Source organism: Blastococcus brunescens (assembly GCF_035320885.1).
In the GTDB taxonomy this organism is placed as follows: domain Bacteria; phylum Actinomycetota; class Actinomycetes; order Mycobacteriales; family Geodermatophilaceae; genus Blastococcus_B; species Blastococcus_B brunescens.
The window spans coordinates 4,602,480-4,617,471 of record NZ_CP141261.1; the positions used below are offsets into that span (position 1 = coordinate 4,602,480).

At 72.0% G+C, this 14,992-nt stretch carries 12 protein-coding genes and 2 pseudogenes; 8 read left to right on the top strand and 6 right to left on the bottom strand.

Features of this window, described 5'->3' with window-relative positions:
* Window positions 1–5 precede the first annotated feature (5 nt).
* Entirely contained in the window at window positions 6–1,046 is a 1,041-nt protein-coding gene (locus U6N30_RS30995) for an SDR family NAD(P)-dependent oxidoreductase (RefSeq protein ID WP_324275303.1), read from the top strand.
* Here the strand turns inward: U6N30_RS30995 and U6N30_RS31000 are convergent.
* The 5 genes and pseudogenes from U6N30_RS31000 to U6N30_RS31030 all read right to left on the bottom strand — a co-directional run bounded on the left by U6N30_RS31000 (window position 997) and on the right by U6N30_RS31030 (window position 7,313).
* Window positions 997–1,668 carry an SRPBCC family protein gene (locus tag U6N30_RS31000; RefSeq protein ID WP_324275304.1) on the bottom strand — a complete coding sequence of 224 codons (672 nt, stop codon included), beginning with the start codon at window positions 1,666–1,668 and terminating at the stop codon, window positions 997–999. The genes U6N30_RS30995 and U6N30_RS31000 overlap by 50 nt on opposite strands.
* A 64-nt stretch (window positions 1,669–1,732) precedes the next feature.
* Window positions 1,733–4,083: pseudogene (cutA, locus tag U6N30_RS31005) on the bottom strand (aerobic carbon-monoxide dehydrogenase large subunit).
* A 105-nt stretch (window positions 4,084–4,188) separates the two neighbouring features.
* The gene (locus U6N30_RS31015; RefSeq protein ID WP_324275306.1) at window positions 4,189–4,707 is read right to left on the bottom strand and encodes a (2Fe-2S)-binding protein; all 519 of its coding nucleotides are present in this window, start codon (window positions 4,705–4,707) and stop codon (window positions 4,189–4,191) included.
* A gap of 73 nt (window positions 4,708–4,780) precedes the next feature.
* A complete protein-coding gene (locus U6N30_RS31020) occupies window positions 4,781–5,662 on the bottom strand; it encodes an FAD binding domain-containing protein (protein ID WP_324275307.1) in 882 nt (293 codons plus the stop codon).
* 194 nt (window positions 5,663–5,856) lie between these two features.
* Window positions 5,857–7,313, bottom strand: a pseudogene (locus U6N30_RS31030) (uracil-xanthine permease family protein).
* Window positions 7,314–7,603: 290 nt separating this feature from the next.
* Here U6N30_RS31030 and U6N30_RS31035 point away from each other — a divergent pair.
* The 4 genes from U6N30_RS31035 (at window position 7,604) to U6N30_RS31050 (ending at window position 10,428) form a co-directional block, all read left to right on the top strand.
* The gene (locus U6N30_RS31035) at window positions 7,604–7,741 is read left to right on the top strand and encodes a hypothetical protein (RefSeq protein WP_324275310.1); all 138 of its coding nucleotides are present in this window, start codon (window positions 7,604–7,606) and stop codon (window positions 7,739–7,741) included.
* A 229-nt stretch (window positions 7,742–7,970) separates the two neighbouring features.
* A complete protein-coding gene (locus tag U6N30_RS31040) occupies window positions 7,971–8,423 on the top strand; it encodes a hypothetical protein (RefSeq protein WP_324275311.1) in 453 nt (150 codons plus the stop codon).
* Complete coding sequence (locus tag U6N30_RS31045; RefSeq protein WP_324275312.1) at window positions 8,384–9,022, top strand: hypothetical protein; 639 nt, start codon at window positions 8,384–8,386, stop codon at window positions 9,020–9,022. Before U6N30_RS31040 ends, U6N30_RS31045 begins: the two co-directional genes overlap by 40 nt.
* The gene (locus U6N30_RS31050; RefSeq protein ID WP_324275313.1) at window positions 9,019–10,428 is read left to right on the top strand and encodes a YlbE family protein; all 1,410 of its coding nucleotides are present in this window, start codon (window positions 9,019–9,021) and stop codon (window positions 10,426–10,428) included. Before U6N30_RS31045 ends, U6N30_RS31050 begins: the two co-directional genes overlap by 4 nt.
* A gap of 70 nt (window positions 10,429–10,498) precedes the next feature.
* Here U6N30_RS31050 and U6N30_RS31055 read toward each other — a convergent pair whose 3' ends face one another.
* Window positions 10,499–10,963, bottom strand: a complete 465-nt coding sequence (locus U6N30_RS31055; RefSeq protein WP_324275314.1) for a hypothetical protein — start codon at window positions 10,961–10,963, stop codon at window positions 10,499–10,501.
* Window positions 10,964–11,328: 365 nt separating this feature from the next.
* On the opposite strand from U6N30_RS31055, the gene rpsD reads away from it, so the two are divergent.
* From rpsD to U6N30_RS31070, 3 genes are all read left to right on the top strand, one after another.
* The gene (gene rpsD / locus U6N30_RS31060; RefSeq protein WP_324275315.1) at window positions 11,329–11,931 is read left to right on the top strand and encodes a 30S ribosomal protein S4; all 603 of its coding nucleotides are present in this window, start codon (window positions 11,329–11,331) and stop codon (window positions 11,929–11,931) included.
* Window positions 11,932–12,028: 97 nt separating this feature from the next.
* On the top strand, window positions 12,029–13,144 hold the full coding sequence (locus tag U6N30_RS31065; RefSeq protein ID WP_324275316.1) for an RNA 2'-phosphotransferase: 1,116 nt from the start codon (window positions 12,029–12,031) through the stop codon (window positions 13,142–13,144).
* 157 nt (window positions 13,145–13,301) lie between these two features.
* Window positions 13,302–14,990 carry a SpoIIE family protein phosphatase gene (locus tag U6N30_RS31070; RefSeq protein WP_324275317.1) on the top strand — a complete coding sequence of 563 codons (1,689 nt, stop codon included), beginning with the start codon at window positions 13,302–13,304 and terminating at the stop codon, window positions 14,988–14,990.
* The last annotated feature ends 2 nt before the right edge of the window (window positions 14,991–14,992 follow it).

The window sequence follows — 14,992 nt, forward strand, 5'->3', positions numbered from 1 at the left end:
GGGGCATGGCCTGGACCGAGAAGGACATCCCCGATCTGACCGGACGCACGGCCGTGGTGACCGGCGCGAACGGTGGCCTCGGCTTCCAGACGGCGCTCGCGCTCGCCGGGGCCGGAGCGCACGTGGTCGTCGCTGCCCGCGACTCGGCGAAGACGACGGCGGCGGTGGCGCGCATCGCCGAGCGGTACCCGGCGGCGTCGCTCGAGGTGGTGCCGCTGGACCTCGGTGACCTGTCGGTGGTGAAGGCGGCCGCGGAGAAGGTTCTCGCTGGGCACGAGCGGGTGGACATCCTGGTGAACAACGCCGGGGTGATGGCGATGCCGCAGCGCGAGACGGCCGACGGGTTCGAGATGCAGCTCGGGATCAACCACCTCGGGCACTGGACGTTGACTGCGCACCTGATGCCGGCGCTGCTGGCGGCGCCGGCCGCACGGGTGGTGACGGTGACGAGCACGGCGCGGCACCGGGCCCGTCGGCTGGACCCCGACGACCCCCACCTGCGGCGGAACTACGGGGCCTGGGCGTCCTACGCCCGGTCGAAGATGGCCAACCTGCACTTCGGACTGGGGCTGCAGCAGCAGTTCGAGCGGGCCGGGGTCGCTGCGCAGAGCTTGCTCGCGCATCCGGGGCTGTCGAACACCGACCTACAGGCGCGGTCGGTGCGGGAGGGCGGCGCCGGTTGGATCGGCGCGTTCTTCGAGGTGATGACGGCGCGGTCGGGGATGACGCCGTTCGAGGGCGCGCGCCCGCAGCTGAGGGCGGCGGCCGATCCGCTGGCGAGGGCGGGGACATGTACGCCCCGCGCTACGGCTCCCACGGCCCAGCCGTCCGCCGCCCGATCCTCCGCCGCTTCCACCTGCAGAGGCAGATCGACGACCTGTGGCAGGTCTCCGAGCAAGAGACTGGTGTCCGGATCAAGCTGTGACAGTCGACGAGAACGCACTGAGAAATGCCCGACAGGTGGATCGGCCAGTCTTCAGCGCCCGGTGATCTCGGTCAGCTGCGGCGGCCGAGGCGGTAGCCGACCAGGACGCCGATCAGGGTGAGCACGGCGCCGCCGACTGCGCCGAGCAGCAACGTCTGGGCGTCGCCGGACGGAGCAGACGGCGCTGCCTTGCCGGCGAACACCTGGGGACCGGCAGCGTCAGCCGGCGCACCGCCGGCCAGCAGCGAGGCGTCGCTCGGCGCGGCCGCAGCTGCCGACGGTGCCGCGGCGATCGGCACGACCTTGCCCGTCAGCTCGTCGTCGATGGCCGTGAAGAACTGGCCGGCCATCCGCTTCGCGACGCCGGTGATCATCCGCTGGCCCACGCCGGCCACCGGACCACCGATCACGGCGTCGGCCGAATAGGTCAGGTTCGTCTTCCCGTCCCCGGCCGGCTCCAGTTTGATCGTCACCTGCGCCCGCGCGTTCCCCGGCGCACCCGCACCCGACGCGTGCATGACGTAGGACGTCGGGTGCTGCTTGTCCGACAGCTTCACCTCGCCCGCGTACGTCCCGCGGATCGCCCCGACGCCCACGGAGACGTTCATCTTGTACTCGTCGTCCCCGACCTGCTCCAGCGTCTCGCAGCCCGGAATGGTGCGCGCCAGCACGGCCGGGTCGGTGATCACCGACCACACCTTCTCCGGGTCGCCGGACAGAACTGCCGAGCCGTCGAGCTTCACGCCATCACTCCAGTCCCCGCCCGGCGCGCGGCCGCAGCGGTCATTTCCGAGTCGTCGTTGCGCATTAGGTCGTACAGCTCCGTGGGCGAGATGGGCATTGACGAGATCCGCCGTCCCACCGCGTCCTCGATGGCCGAGGCGATCGCCGCCGTCCCCGGGATGACGCCGGCCTCGCCGGCCCCTTGATGCCCAGCGGGTTCAGCGGCGACGGCGTCGTCTGATGGTCGATCACCACGTCCGGCACCTCGCTCGAGTACGGCATGAGGAAGTCCATGTACGAGGCGTTCTGCAGCTGCCCGTCGGCGTCGTAGACCATCCGCTCGTACAGCGCCCCGCCCACGCCTTGCGCGACGCCGCCCTGCACCTGGCCCTCGACGATCATCGGGTTCACCACGTTGCCGCAGTCGTGCACCACGGCGTACTTCACGATGTCGATCTCCCACGTCGCCGGGTCGATCTCGACCACAGCCGCATGGGCCCCGGAAGCGAACGTCGACCGCAGCGGCGAGTAGTAGTCGCGGTGCTCCAGCCCCGGCGCATCGCCCTCGGCCACCGGCGGCTTCGAGTCGTCGTGCGTCGTGAACTGGGTGGCCTGCTTGGCCGCCTCGTCGAACGCGTAGCGCAGCGGGTTGGAAAGGACGGCGACGGTCCGCAGCGGGATCGACGTCCCCGGCACGCCCTTCACCTGGATCAGGCCCTCGTCGATCTCGAGGTCCTCCGGGGAGGCCTCCAGGACGTCGGCCGCGATCCGCAGCGCCTTCTCCCGCACCCCGCGTGCAGCCAGTGCGATCGCGTTGCCGCTCATCACCGCGGCCCGCGAGGCGAACGTCCCCACGGCGTAGCCGAAGCGGCGGGTGTCGCCGGTGGTCACCTCGATGTCCTCGATCGGCACCCCGAGCTCCGAGGCCACGATCTGCGCGAACGCCGTCTCGTGGCCCTGGCCCTGCGACGTCAGCCCCGTCGACACCAGCACCTTGCCGCTGCCGAGCACCTGCACGTGCCCGCCCTCGTACGGGCCGGGCCCGGTGCCCTCCACGTACAGCGCCATCCCGATGCCGAGGTGCTTGCCACGCGACAAGGCTTCGGCGCGGAGCGCCTCGGCGTCGTCCCAGCCGACCAGGTCGCGAAGCTTCGTCATGAGCCCCGGGTAGTCGCCCGAGTCGTAGATGACCGGCCGGCCGTCCTGGAACGTCAGGTGGTGGTCGTAGGGGAACTGGTCGGGCTGGATCAGGTTCCGCTCGCGGACGACGGCGCGGTCGATCCCGAGCGCGTCGGCGATGCGGTCCATCGTCCGTTCCATCGCGTAGCAGGCCTGCGGCCGCCCGGCCCCGCGGTACGGCGTCACGATCACGGTGTTCGTGTAGACGCTGTCCACGCGCACCCGGTACACGGGGATCACGTACGGGCCGACCAGCTGGGTCGCGGTGATGATCGGGACGATGATCCCGTAGGGCGTGTACGCGCCGTTGTCGTGCAGCACGTGGACGTCGAGCGCCGTGATCCGTCCCTCGTCGTCGTAGCCCACGGTGATGTCCTGGCGCTGCTGCCGCTCGTGCGCCGAGGAGATGAAGTGCTCACGGCGGTCCTCGGCCCACTTCACCTCGGCCTGCAGCGCGATCGCGGCCATCGGCACCAGCAGCTCCTCCGGCCACGGGTGCACGATCTTGACCCCGAAGCCGCCGCCGACGTCCGGCGCGATGACCTCGACGGTGTCCAGCGACAGCTCCAGCTTCGCCGCGATCGCCGCGCGCACCGACGTCGACGCCTGGTGCTGGTGTAGACCCGCAGCGACCGGTCGTCGGCGTCCCACTTCGCGTGCACGCCCTTGCCCTCCATGGGCATGGAGGCGCTGCGCTCGATGTACTGCGTGAAGCTCAGCGTGTGCGGCGACGCGGCCAGCACCGGCTCGACGTCGCCGGTCTCCTGCCGGTGCCGGGCGGCCACGTTGTCCGGGACGTCGTCGTGCACGGCCGCCTCCGCCTCGGCGGCGGCGTCTACGCCGACGACGACCGGCAGCTCCTCGTAGCTGACGACGATCCGCTCGGCGGCGTCCTCGGCCACGTACCGGTCGGTCGCGACCACCATCACCACCGGCTCGCCCACGTGCCGCACGACGCCGTTGGCCAGCGAGTACGCGGTGCGCGGCTCGGTCAGCTGCGGGTGAGGGATGAGCACCGGCAGCGGCTCGGCCATCGGGCCGGTCAGGTCCTCGTAGGTGTAGATCGCGACCAGGCCCTCGACGTCCAGGGCGCCCTCGACGTCGATGTCGGTGATCCGGGCGTGCGCGTGCGGCGACCGCACGAACGCCGCGGCCAGCGCCTTCGAGCCGATGTCGTCGAGGTAGCGGCCCTTGCCGATGATCAGCCGGGCGTCCTCACGCCGGCGGACCGGCTCACCGAACAGCTTCGTCGTCACCGGAGCTTCCCTTGTCGGACTCCCCGCCCCCAGGCATAGGTACCTTTACCTGCGTTTTCGCCTCCAGAACGCACGTATAGGTACCTATGCCTGGGGCGAATGCGGTCATCGGGCGCCGTCCCGCATGGCGGCGTTGGCGTGGTGCACGGCCTTCTTGATGTTGGCGTAGCCCGTGCATCGGCAGAGGTTGCCGCCGACCATGTCGTCGACCTCCTCCTCCGTGAGCTCCGCGGCGTTGTCCCGCTTCTCCAGGCCGGCGGCGATCGTGGTCAGGAAGCCCGGCGTGCAGAACCCGCACTGCAGGGCGTGGCACTCGCGGAAGGCCTCCTGCACCGGGTGCAGCACCTGGCCGCCGCGGTTGTCCTCGCGCGCGAGGCCCTCGACCGTCGTCACCTCGTGCCCGTCGACCTGGACGGCGAGCAGCAGGCAGGAACGCACCGGGTCGCCGTCCACGAGCACGGTGCAGGCCCCGCAGACGCCGTGCTCGCAGCCGACGTGCGTGCCGGTCAGCCCGAGGTCGTGGCGCAGGGCGTCGGACAACAGACGGCGCACCGGCACGGTGGCTTCGCGGGGAACGCCGTTCACGGTCAGGGTGATGGTGCGGTCCGTGTCGACGGAGGTCATGCCGCCCTCTCTGTGCTGATGGCTCGGCTCCGGGGTCGCTCCGCTCCTCGGTCGCTGGCGCTCCCTGCGATGCTCACTCGCCCGTCGCTCTCGCGTCAGCTTCCGCGGCTGCGTCGCGAAGGGTTCGTTCCGTGAGGACGCCGACCAGCAGACGCCGGTAGTCGGCGCTGGCGTGGATGTCGGTGTCCGGGTCGACCATCGTGCGCGCGAGCGCACCGGCGGCCGCCCAGTCGGCGCCGTCGACGGGCGACCCGGCGACGGCCTCGGTCAGGTCGTGCACCTCGGGGGTGATGCCCACCGAGACGTAGGAGGCGCGGACGCGCTCGACGCGGCGGTCGGCGTCCAGCGTGACGACGACGCCGGCGCCGCAGACGGCGTAGTCGCCCTTGCGGCGGGCGACCTCGGCGAAGGCGGTGCCCGAGCGGGCGGGCAGCGCTGGGAAGAAGGCAGAGGTGACGACGGCGGGCCCGGAGACGGAGGTCTCCAGCGGGCCGACGAAGAAGTCGCGCCAGCCGATCGTCTCGACGCCGCCGGGCGAGGCCACGGAGACGGAGCCGTCGGTGAGAGCGAGGACGGAGGTCATCTCGCCCGACGGGTCGGCGTGCGCTATCGAGCCGACGGTGGTGCCCCGGTTGCGGATGGCCGGGTGGGCGACGTTCGCCGTCGCCCGCGCCAGCAGCGGCTGGACCCGCGCGGCGGCGGCGGCGTCCAGCAGGGCCCGGTGCCGCACCAGCGCGCCCACCGTCACGCCCTCCACGCTCACGTCGACGGAGTCGAGGCCGGGCACCCGGTTGATGTCGACCAGCGTGGTGGGCGCCGCGAGCCGCATGGAGAGCAGCGGGAGCAGCGACTGGCCGCCGGCGAGCACCTTGGCGCCCGGGCCCTCGTCCGACAGGACCGTGAGGACGTCGTCGAGCGTGCCGGGGTCGGCGTAACGGAACGGTGCGGGCTTCACCGGCTGCGGTCACCTCCGTGCGAGACGTGCGCGAGCAGTCACTCTGTCACCGCCCCAGGGACGGCGAAAGTACCTCAGTGCTAAATCTTTATCGCTCCCGGAGCGGGGGTCGTTCCTGCCCCGGAACGCCGCACGCCGCCCCTGCGAACAGGGGCGGCGTGCGGTCGGGACAGCCGGGATCGCCGGCTCGCGGGCTAGCGGTTCGTGCCCGGGGTGCCCGGTCGGCCGACCTGGTCGACCGACGACGGGTCGGGTCGCACCTCGTGCCCGCCCGTGTGCCCGAGCGCCGGGCCGGTCCCGCCCACGAAGCTGCCTTCCTCCAGCAGCGCAGCCTTCATCTCCGGCGGTGCCACTGCCCGGGCGATGTGCCAGCCGGCCACGACGACGATCGTGCCCAGGGCGATGCCGCTGAGCGGGAAGGAGTCGGTGACGTTCAGCGTCACGTTGCCGATGGCGATGATGATCCCGGCCGAGAGCGGCACCAGGTTGATCGGGTTGGCGAAGTCGACCCGGTTCTCCTTCCAGATCTTGGCGCCCAGCAGGCCGATCATCCCGTAGAGGACGACGGTGATCCCACCGAGCACCCCGCCCGGGACGATGTTGATCAGCGCGCCGAACTTGGGCACCAGGCCCAGCAGGATCGCCACGATCGCGGCCACGTAGTAGGCCGCGGTGGAGTAGACGCGCGTGGCGGCCATGACGCCGATGTTCTCGGCGTACGTCGTGGTGGGGAGCCGCCGACGGAGGTGGCGACGACGGTGGCGACACCGTCGGCGAACACCGCGCGGCCCATCACCGGATCCAGGTCACGCTTGGTCATCGCGGCGACGGCCTTGACGTGGCCCGCGTTCTCCGCGATCAGCGCGATGACCGCCGGCAGCACCAGCAGGCTGAAGTTCACCGAGAACGTCGGCGTGGTGAACTCCGGCAGCCCGATCCAGTCGGCCTGTCCGACGGCGTCGAAGTTGATCCGGTCCCGGGTGGTCTCCTCACCGGTGTTCGGGTCGAAGGAGGTGATCTGGCCGGTCGTGACGTCGAGCAGGACCGAGAGCAGGTAGCCGAAGATCAGGCCGAGCAGGATGGAGATGCGCGCCCAGAAGCCGCGCAGCAGCAGCGAGGCGATGATCACGAAGGTCATGGTCGCCAGGCCGACCCACTGGTCCTGCGGCCAGTACACGCCTGCGACGACCGGGGCCAGGTTGAAGCCGATCAGCATGACGACGGCGCCGGTGACGGCCGGCGGGAGCGCCGCGTTGATCGCCCGGGGGCCGACGAAGTGGATGAACACGCCCGCCAGGGCCAGCACGACGCCGGATACCAGGATCGCGCCCAGCACCGCGGCGTCACTGTCGGACTGAGCCCGTACCGCGAGGACGCCGCCGACGAAGGCTGCGCTGGTGCCCAGGTAGCTGGGCACCTGGCCCTTCACGATCAGCAGGAAGATGATCGTCGCGACGCCGCTCATCATGATCGCGAGGTTCGCGTCCAGCCCCATGATCAGTGGGAAGACGAAGGTCGCCCCGAACATCGCGACCACGTGCTGTGCGCCGATCCCGACCGTGAGCGGCCAGGACAGCCGCTCGTCCGGGGCTACCGCCTCACCCAGGGGCGGCGTCTTGCCGTCCCCGTAGAGCTTCCAGCTGAACGCCATCTGAGCGCCTCCTCCGACACAACTTCCGACCCGAATCGGTGCCGGTCAACGGGCCGCGTCGTGGGCCCAGCCACCACCGGGAGCGGCCAATGTGTCACCAGATCGACCCTGGCGGAAGTACCTCAGTGCTAAATCGTTATTGCAGGTAGCAACGGATACTTCACCGCTGAGACATCTGTGGGTACGGTCGGACAGGTGACCGCCACAGCACCCCGGGAGCCCCATCCGCCACGTCCGGCGTCCGGTCGGTCGCCCTGCGGTCCGGCGTCTACGCCGACTCCGTCAAGCTCATGCAGGTCAGCCGGGACGTCGCCGCGACCGACGGCGTCACCGCCGTCCTGGTGGCCATGGCGACGCCGCTGAACCTCGAGCTCGCGGGCAACATGGGTCTCGCCCCCGAGGAGCCGACCTCCCCGAGCAGCTCCTGATCGCCGTCCGCGCCGAGGACGACGACGCGCTGGCCCGAGCCCTGGCCGCCGTCGACGCCGCCCTGGCCGCCCGCGAGCGCTCCACCGGATCCGCGCAGGCCATCCCGCAGCGCACCATCGGCGCCGGGCTGGGCGAGCTCGAGGGGAGGGCCCCGCGCTGGCGATCGTCAGCGTCCCCGGCCAGTACGCCGTCGTCGAGGCCGCCGACGCCATCGCCGCCGGCCGCAGCGTGCTGGTCTTCTCCGACGGCGTCCCGGTCGAGCACGAGGTCGCGCTCAAGCGCGCGGCGCACGACGCCGGCGTACTGGTCATGGGCCCCGACTGCGGAACCGCGATCGTCTCCGGCGTCGCCCTCGGTTTCGCCAACGTCGTCCGGCCCGGGCCGGTGGGCCTGGTCGCCGCGTCCGGCACCGGCGCCCAGCAGATCTCCTGCCTGCTCGACATGGCCGGCGTCGGCGTCTCGCACGTGCTCGGCGTCGGCGGCCGTGACCTGAAGGAGGAGGTCGGCGGGCTGGGCACGCTCGACGCCCTGGCCGCGCTCGACGCCGATGACGCCACCGAGCGGGTGCTGCTGGTCTCAAGCCGCCCGCGCCCTCGGTGGCCGCAGCCGTCGGGCAGTTCGCCGACGGGCTCTCGGTACCGGTGCGCTCCGCCGTCCTCTCGCCGGAGACGCCCGACCTGACCGCAGCGGTCGAGGGCCTGCTGACCGACATGGGGCTCGACGTCCCGGTGTGGCCGTCCCGGCCCGGACCGGCCGAGGCCGCGGTGCCCGGCGCCGTCCTCAAGGGCCTCTACTCCGGCGGCACGCTGGCCGACGAGACGATGCTGCTGGCCGCGCCGGCGCTCGGCGACATCCGCTCGAACACCCCGCTGGAGCCCGAGCTCGACCTCGGTACGGACCTGTCCGCCTCCGGTCACGTCGTCATCGACTTCGGGGACGACGCCCTGACGGTGGGCCGCGCGCACCCCATGATCGACCCGACGCTCCGGCTGGAGGCACTGGCCGCGCTCGCGGAATCCGGTGAGCCCGCCGTCCTGCTGATGGACGTCGTCCTCGGCTACGGCGCGGACCCGGACCCGGCCGGGGCGCTCGTCCCGGCGCTCACCGCCGCCCGCGCGCGGACCGCCCTCCCCGTCGTCATCGCCCTGATCGGCACGGAGGGCGATCCGCAGGGCTGGTCCCGCCAGGCCGATGCCCTGGCCGCCGCCGGTGCCGCGGTCTTCTCCTCCAACGCCGCGGCCACGCGGTACGCCCTCGACCTGCTGGGAGCATCCACGTGACCCTCGGTGGCCTGCTCTCCGCGCCCCCGGCGATCGTCGCCGCTGGCGTCGACGTCTTCTCCGACGCACTCCGCGCCCAGGGCGCCGACGTGCACGACGTCGACTGGCGCCCGCCGGGCTTCGGCGACCCGGCCGACCTCGCCGCACTGGCGCTGGACCCCCGCCGCAACGCCGCCAACCGGGTGGCCGTCGAGCGGATCATGGCGGCGGGCTCCCAGCTGGTCGACGTCCGCCCGGCCCGCGAGGTCATCGGGCTCGAGGACCGCACGCTGCTGCACTCCGGCCCACCGCTGACCTGGGAGACCGCCTCCGGCCCCATGCGCGGCGCGCTGATCGGCGCCTGCCTCTTCGAGGGCTGGGCCACCGACGTCGAGGACGCCGAGCGGATCCTCGCCGCCGGCGAGATCACCCTCGACCCGTGCCACCACCACCGCACCGTCGGGCCGATGGCGGGAGTGACCAGCCCGTCGATGTGGATGTGGTGCCTCAAGGACCCGGTCCACGGCGGGCAGGCGTTCTGCAACCTCAACGAGGGCCTCGGCAAGGTGCTGCGGATGGGCGCCTTCAACGACGAGGTGCTCACCCGGCTGGCCTGGATGCGTGACGTCCTCGGGCCGATCCTGCAGAAGGCCGTCCGGTCGATGGCCGATCCCCTGGACGTGAAGAGCGTGCTGGCGCAGATGCTCCAGATGGGCGACGAGGGGCACAACCGCAACCGCGCCGGCTCGCTGATGACCCTGCGCGAGCTGTCGCCGTCGATCGTGGCGGTGGAGGGCGTCCCGTCGTCCGACATCGCCGAGGTGCTGCGCTTCATCGGTGGCAACGAGCACTTCTTCCTCAACCTCGGCATGCCGACGGCGAAGCTCGCGCTGGACGCCGCCCGCGACGTCCCCGGCTCGTCGATGCTCACCGTGATGAGCCGCAACGGCACCGAGTTCGGCATCCAGACCGCCGGCACCGGCGACCGCTGGTTCACCGCCCCGGCCAACACCCCGGTCGGCCTGTTCCTGGGCGACTACGGCCCGGACGACGCCAATCCCGACATCGGCGACTCCGCGATCATGGAGACCTACGGCGTCGGCGGCTTCTCGATGGCGGCTGCCCCCGCGATCGTCCGCTTCGTCGGCGGCACCGTGCCCGACGCGCTGGCGACCACCGAGCGGATGTACCAGGTCACGCTCGCGGAGAACCCGGCCATGGCGATCCCGATCATGGGCTTCCGCGGCTCACCGACGGGGATCGACGTCCTCAAGGTGGCGCGTACCGGCTGGCTGCCGCAGATCAACACCGGGATGGCCGGCCGCATCGCCGGCACCGGCCAGGTCGGCGCCGGCCTCGTGCAGCCGCCGCAGGCGTGCTTCGAGCAGGCGCTGACCGCGCTGGCCGAGGAGGCCCGCACCGCCTGAGTCGCCGAATGTGACGACGTGGTGGCCATCAGCCGCTGATCGCCACCAGTTCGTCGCACTCGACGCGCACCTAGGCGGGGCCGCAGGTGAGCAGGTGGTCGACCGCCGCCGCGAATCCGGCGGGCCCGTCGAGCGGTGACCCGAACGGCACCCGCAGGTCGTAGCAGCCGCTCCTGCCCTGCACCCGGAACCGGACCCCGAAGCGGTCCAGGCCGAGCAGCCGGACGTCGTCGTGCCGGCCGGCCCACTGCTGCACCCGGCCGCACAGCCGGCTCAGCGCGCGGCTCTCAGCGGCCATGAGCTCGGTCTCGGCGGCGCTGACGACGTCCGGCCGGGCCTCCAGGAAGTCCTCGGGCTCGACGTCGCTGGAGATCCCCGCCTCCTCCAGCACCACCTCGGCCAGGTCGAGCCGGACCAACGAGGCGCTCAGCCCGACGTCGAACAGGGTGTCGCAGGGGTAGGTGTCGGCGAAGTCCAGGACCAGTCGCGCGACGTCGTCCTCGGGTACCGGAGTGACCCAGCCGGACAGCTGCACGACCCCCGCACGGGGTGCCGCAGCGGCAGCGGCGCCCGGTCGGTGACCGCCAGTCGGGCCGGGACGTCGCCGACGGGGAGGAGGCGAGAGCGTTCATCACCTGGCCGGACGTGGGGACGACGAGCAGCACGTCCCCACTCCTCGTGGTCGTCGCTCCCCAGAGCTGGCTGATGCCGAGCCCCGCACAGTGGAGCGAGGCCGCGGGGCGGGCGGCGACCGTCCGTGCCCGCTCCGCCAGCGGCGGCTGGTGCTCGGTGGTCGCGGACGAGGAGGGCGAACCGGCCGTCATGGGACCACCTCGGAGGAGTACTGGATGGGTTATAAGGTAGCCTAACCAAACAACGCCAGGTCGCGAAGAGGTGCCCGTGAACACGCCCCGTCCCAAGGTCCGGCTCAGTCGCGCGCTGGGCATCCCGCTCACGCCGAAGTGCGTGCAGTACTTCGAGCGCCGGCCGTACCCGCCGGGTGAGCACGGCCGCAAGCGGCGCAAGGACAGTGACTACTCCACCCGGCTCAAGGAGAAGCAGCGGCTGCGGGCGCAGTACGACATCAGCGAGACCCAGCTGCGGGCCGCCTTCGACCGGGCCAAGCGCTCGGGCGGCAAGACCGGCGAGGCGCTGATCCAGGACCTGGAGTCGCGGCTGGACGCCACGGTGCTGCGCGCCGGGTTCGCGCGGACCATCTACCAGGCCCGCCAGTTCGTCACCCACCAGCACGTGCTGGTCAACGGCACGCGGGTCGACCGCCCCTCCTACCGGCTCGAGCCCGGCGACTTCATCCAGGTCGCCGAGAAGTCCAAGAAGAAGGACCCCTTCCTCGTCGCGGCGTCCGGGGCGCACGCCGAGGCGCCCAAGTACCTCGAGGTGCGGCTGGCCGACCTGGTCGCCCGCGTCGAGCGGACGCCGGGCCGCGACGAGGTCCCGGTGATCTGCGAGGAGCAGCTGGTCGTGGAGTACTACTCCCGCTGATACGCGCTTGCCGGGCGGTGACGGAACCCGACAGGATCGGGTCATGTGGAGCGCGTTCTCGCAGGACGGTGAGCCGGACCCTGAGTTCCACCGCCGGATGAGCGCACCCGACAACGAGATCCCGGTCGCAGTGCCGCTCAACACCGTCCTGGCGCGCACCTCCGACGTCGCCGTCGCCCTCACCGGTCTCCAGGTGTACTCCACCGGCGTCTCCTTCGACCTCGCCTTCCGCGTCCGGTCGCCGCTCGAACCGGCGCACCGAGGGCTCAGCGACCTCGTCTTCGAACACGGCGCGTCGTCAGGACGCTTCCTGCTGGGCATCGAGATGGCCGACGGCCGGCGGGCGAGCAACGTGTTCGGCCGCGACAGCGACGACGGCATCGTCTTCCACGCCGGTGGTGGCGGTGGTGGCGAGCTGTCGGTGGACCAGTCGTGGTGGCTGCACCCCTTCCGCCTGCGGGTCCGCTGCGCTTCGTGCTCGGCTGCGCCGCCTGGGCATCGACGAGACCAGCACCGTCCTCGACGGCGCGGTGATCCGGCAGGCGGCCGCGGACGTCGTGACGCTCTGGCCCTGGAGCCCGCCCGACCACGACCGACCGCCGCCCCCTGCTCCGGATCTGCCGACGGGCAGCTGGTTCGCCGCCGGCTGACGGAAGCGCTCGTGGACGTCGTCCGCGTCAGCAAGCGGCTGTCCTTCGTGCTCCGCCACCAGCCGGCCAGCGTCGGGATCGCGCTCGACGCCGCCGGCTGGGTGGGCGTGGACGACCTGCTCCGCGCGCTGGCGGCGCACGGTCTCCCGCTCACCCGCGAGGACCTCGACGCCGTCGTCGCGGGCAACGACAAACGGCGGTTCGCCCTCGACGAGAGCGGCACACGGATCCGCGCGAGCCAGGGCCACAGCGTTCCCGTCGACCTCGGCTACGCGCCCGCCACTCCACCGGCCGAGCTGTTCCACGGCACGGTCGAGCGATTCCTCCCCGCGATCCTCGCCGAGGGGCTCTGGCCCGGGCGCCGGCACGCGGTCCACCTCAGCGCGGACGTGGCCACCGCGCGCACCGTGGGCGGACGGCGCGGGCGAGCCGTCGTCCTCCGTGTCGAGGCCGCGCGGCTCGCAGCCGACGGCACGCGCTTCTCCGTGTCCGCGAACGGCGTCTGGCTCGTCGACGTCGTACCGCCGGAGTACCTGTCGGTCACTGAACGCGGCCAGCGTTGAACTTGTCGTGAGCAGAGCGGGCCGTGCGTGCGATCCGGTGGGATCATGGTGCTCGACAGCCGTTGTCGGCGCCGCGGGGGCCGAGGCGCGTGTCAGGTGGGGTGCGGCACTGAACGAGCGGCTGGCGGAGCTCATCCCGAGCAGTCCGCGGACCGAGATGCAGCGTCTGGTCCTCGAGCACGACTGGTCCGAGACTGCGCTCGGCGCCGTCGAGGAGTGGTCGTCCACGCTGTTGACCACGGTCAGCAACGCCCTGAACACCCGCTTCGCCAAGCTGCTCATGTGGGGCCCCGAGCTCACCATGGCCTACAACGACGCCTACGCACCCATGCTGGGGTTGCGGCATCCGGACGCGCTCGGCAAGCGGGTGTCTGACGTCTGGGTCGACGTCTGGGCCGACATCGAGCCGATGATCGACGACGTCTTCGCCGGTGGCGTCACCTACTTCGAAGACCTGCCGCTCACGATGACACGGCACGGTTTCGAGGAGGAGTGCTACTTCACCTTCTCCTACAGCCCTGTCGTCGAGCCCGGCGGACGGGTCGTGGGCCTGCTCAACACGGTCGTCGAGACCACCCCACGGGTCCTGGCCGCCCGACGGCTGACCGTTCTCCAGCAGCTGGGCAGCCTGCCGCGCTCGGCGCACGGCGACACCGTCGCCGCCGTCACGGCGACTCTCCAGGTCCTCGCCGAGGCGCGGATGGACTGCCCGTTCGGGCTCGTGTTCATGGAGGACCGCCCCGGCAACCCTCGGCTGGTCGCCGGACATGGCGCGAGTGCCGAGGGCGATGTGGTCCGGAACCTGTTCGGGACGGCCGTGCACGCCACGATCGCCAGCGGTGAGCCGCAGCTGGTCACCGATCTGGCCGAGCCGCTCCTCGGGTTGTCCCCGGCCCAGTCCGAGGCTGTCGGGGCCGCGGACGTCCACACCGCCGTCGTCCTGCCGCTGACCCTCGTCGGCACCTCGCGTCCGACGGGTGCCGTCGTCCTCGGCACCAGCCCGCACCTCCGGCTGGACGACGACTACCGGACCTTCCTCTCACTCGTCGTCGGGCAGATATCGGTCGCGCTCGCCGACGCCCGGGCGGTCGAGATCGAACGTCTCCGCGCCGCCGAGCAGTCCGAGCTCGACCGGGCGCGGGCGCAGTTCTTCACCGAGGTCGCCGTCACTCTCCAGCGCGCCGTCCTCGGGCCGACCGCGCTGCCCGAGGGCTTCGCCGTCCACTACGAGCCGGCCACCGGAACGCTCGAGGTCGGCGGCGACTGGTACGACGTCGTCGACCTGCCGGAGGGTCGCTACGGGGTGGTCGTCGGCGACGTGGTCGGGACGGGGCTGTCCGCGGCCGCGGTGATGGGCCAGCTCCGCAGCGCCGGCCGGGCGCTGCTGCTGGAGAGCAGGTCGCCCGCGCACGTGCTGTCGGCGCTCGACCGCTTCGCCTCGCTGATCCCCGGGGCCTCGGTGAGCACGGTGTTCTGCGGGATCGTCGACCCGGCCACGGGCATCCTCCGGTACAGCAGCGCCGGTCACGTCCCCGGCATGGTGGTCGGCGTCGACGGTGAGGTGACCATGCTCGAGGCAGCCGGCTCGCTGCCGCTCGCCGTGGTCCCCGACCTCGAGCGCCCCGAGGCCGACGTCGTCCTGGCGCCCGGCTCGACCCTGCTCCTCTACACCGACGGCCTGATCGAACGGCGGGACGAGCCGCTGGACGAGGGTCTGGCGCGGGCCGCCGACGCGCTCCTCAGCGGTCACGCCCTCGCGCCCGCGGACCTGGCGGATCTGCTCCGCCTGAAGCTGCTCGGCGACGCCCCGGACGACGACGTGGCCTTCCTGCTCTACCGCTGCTGATC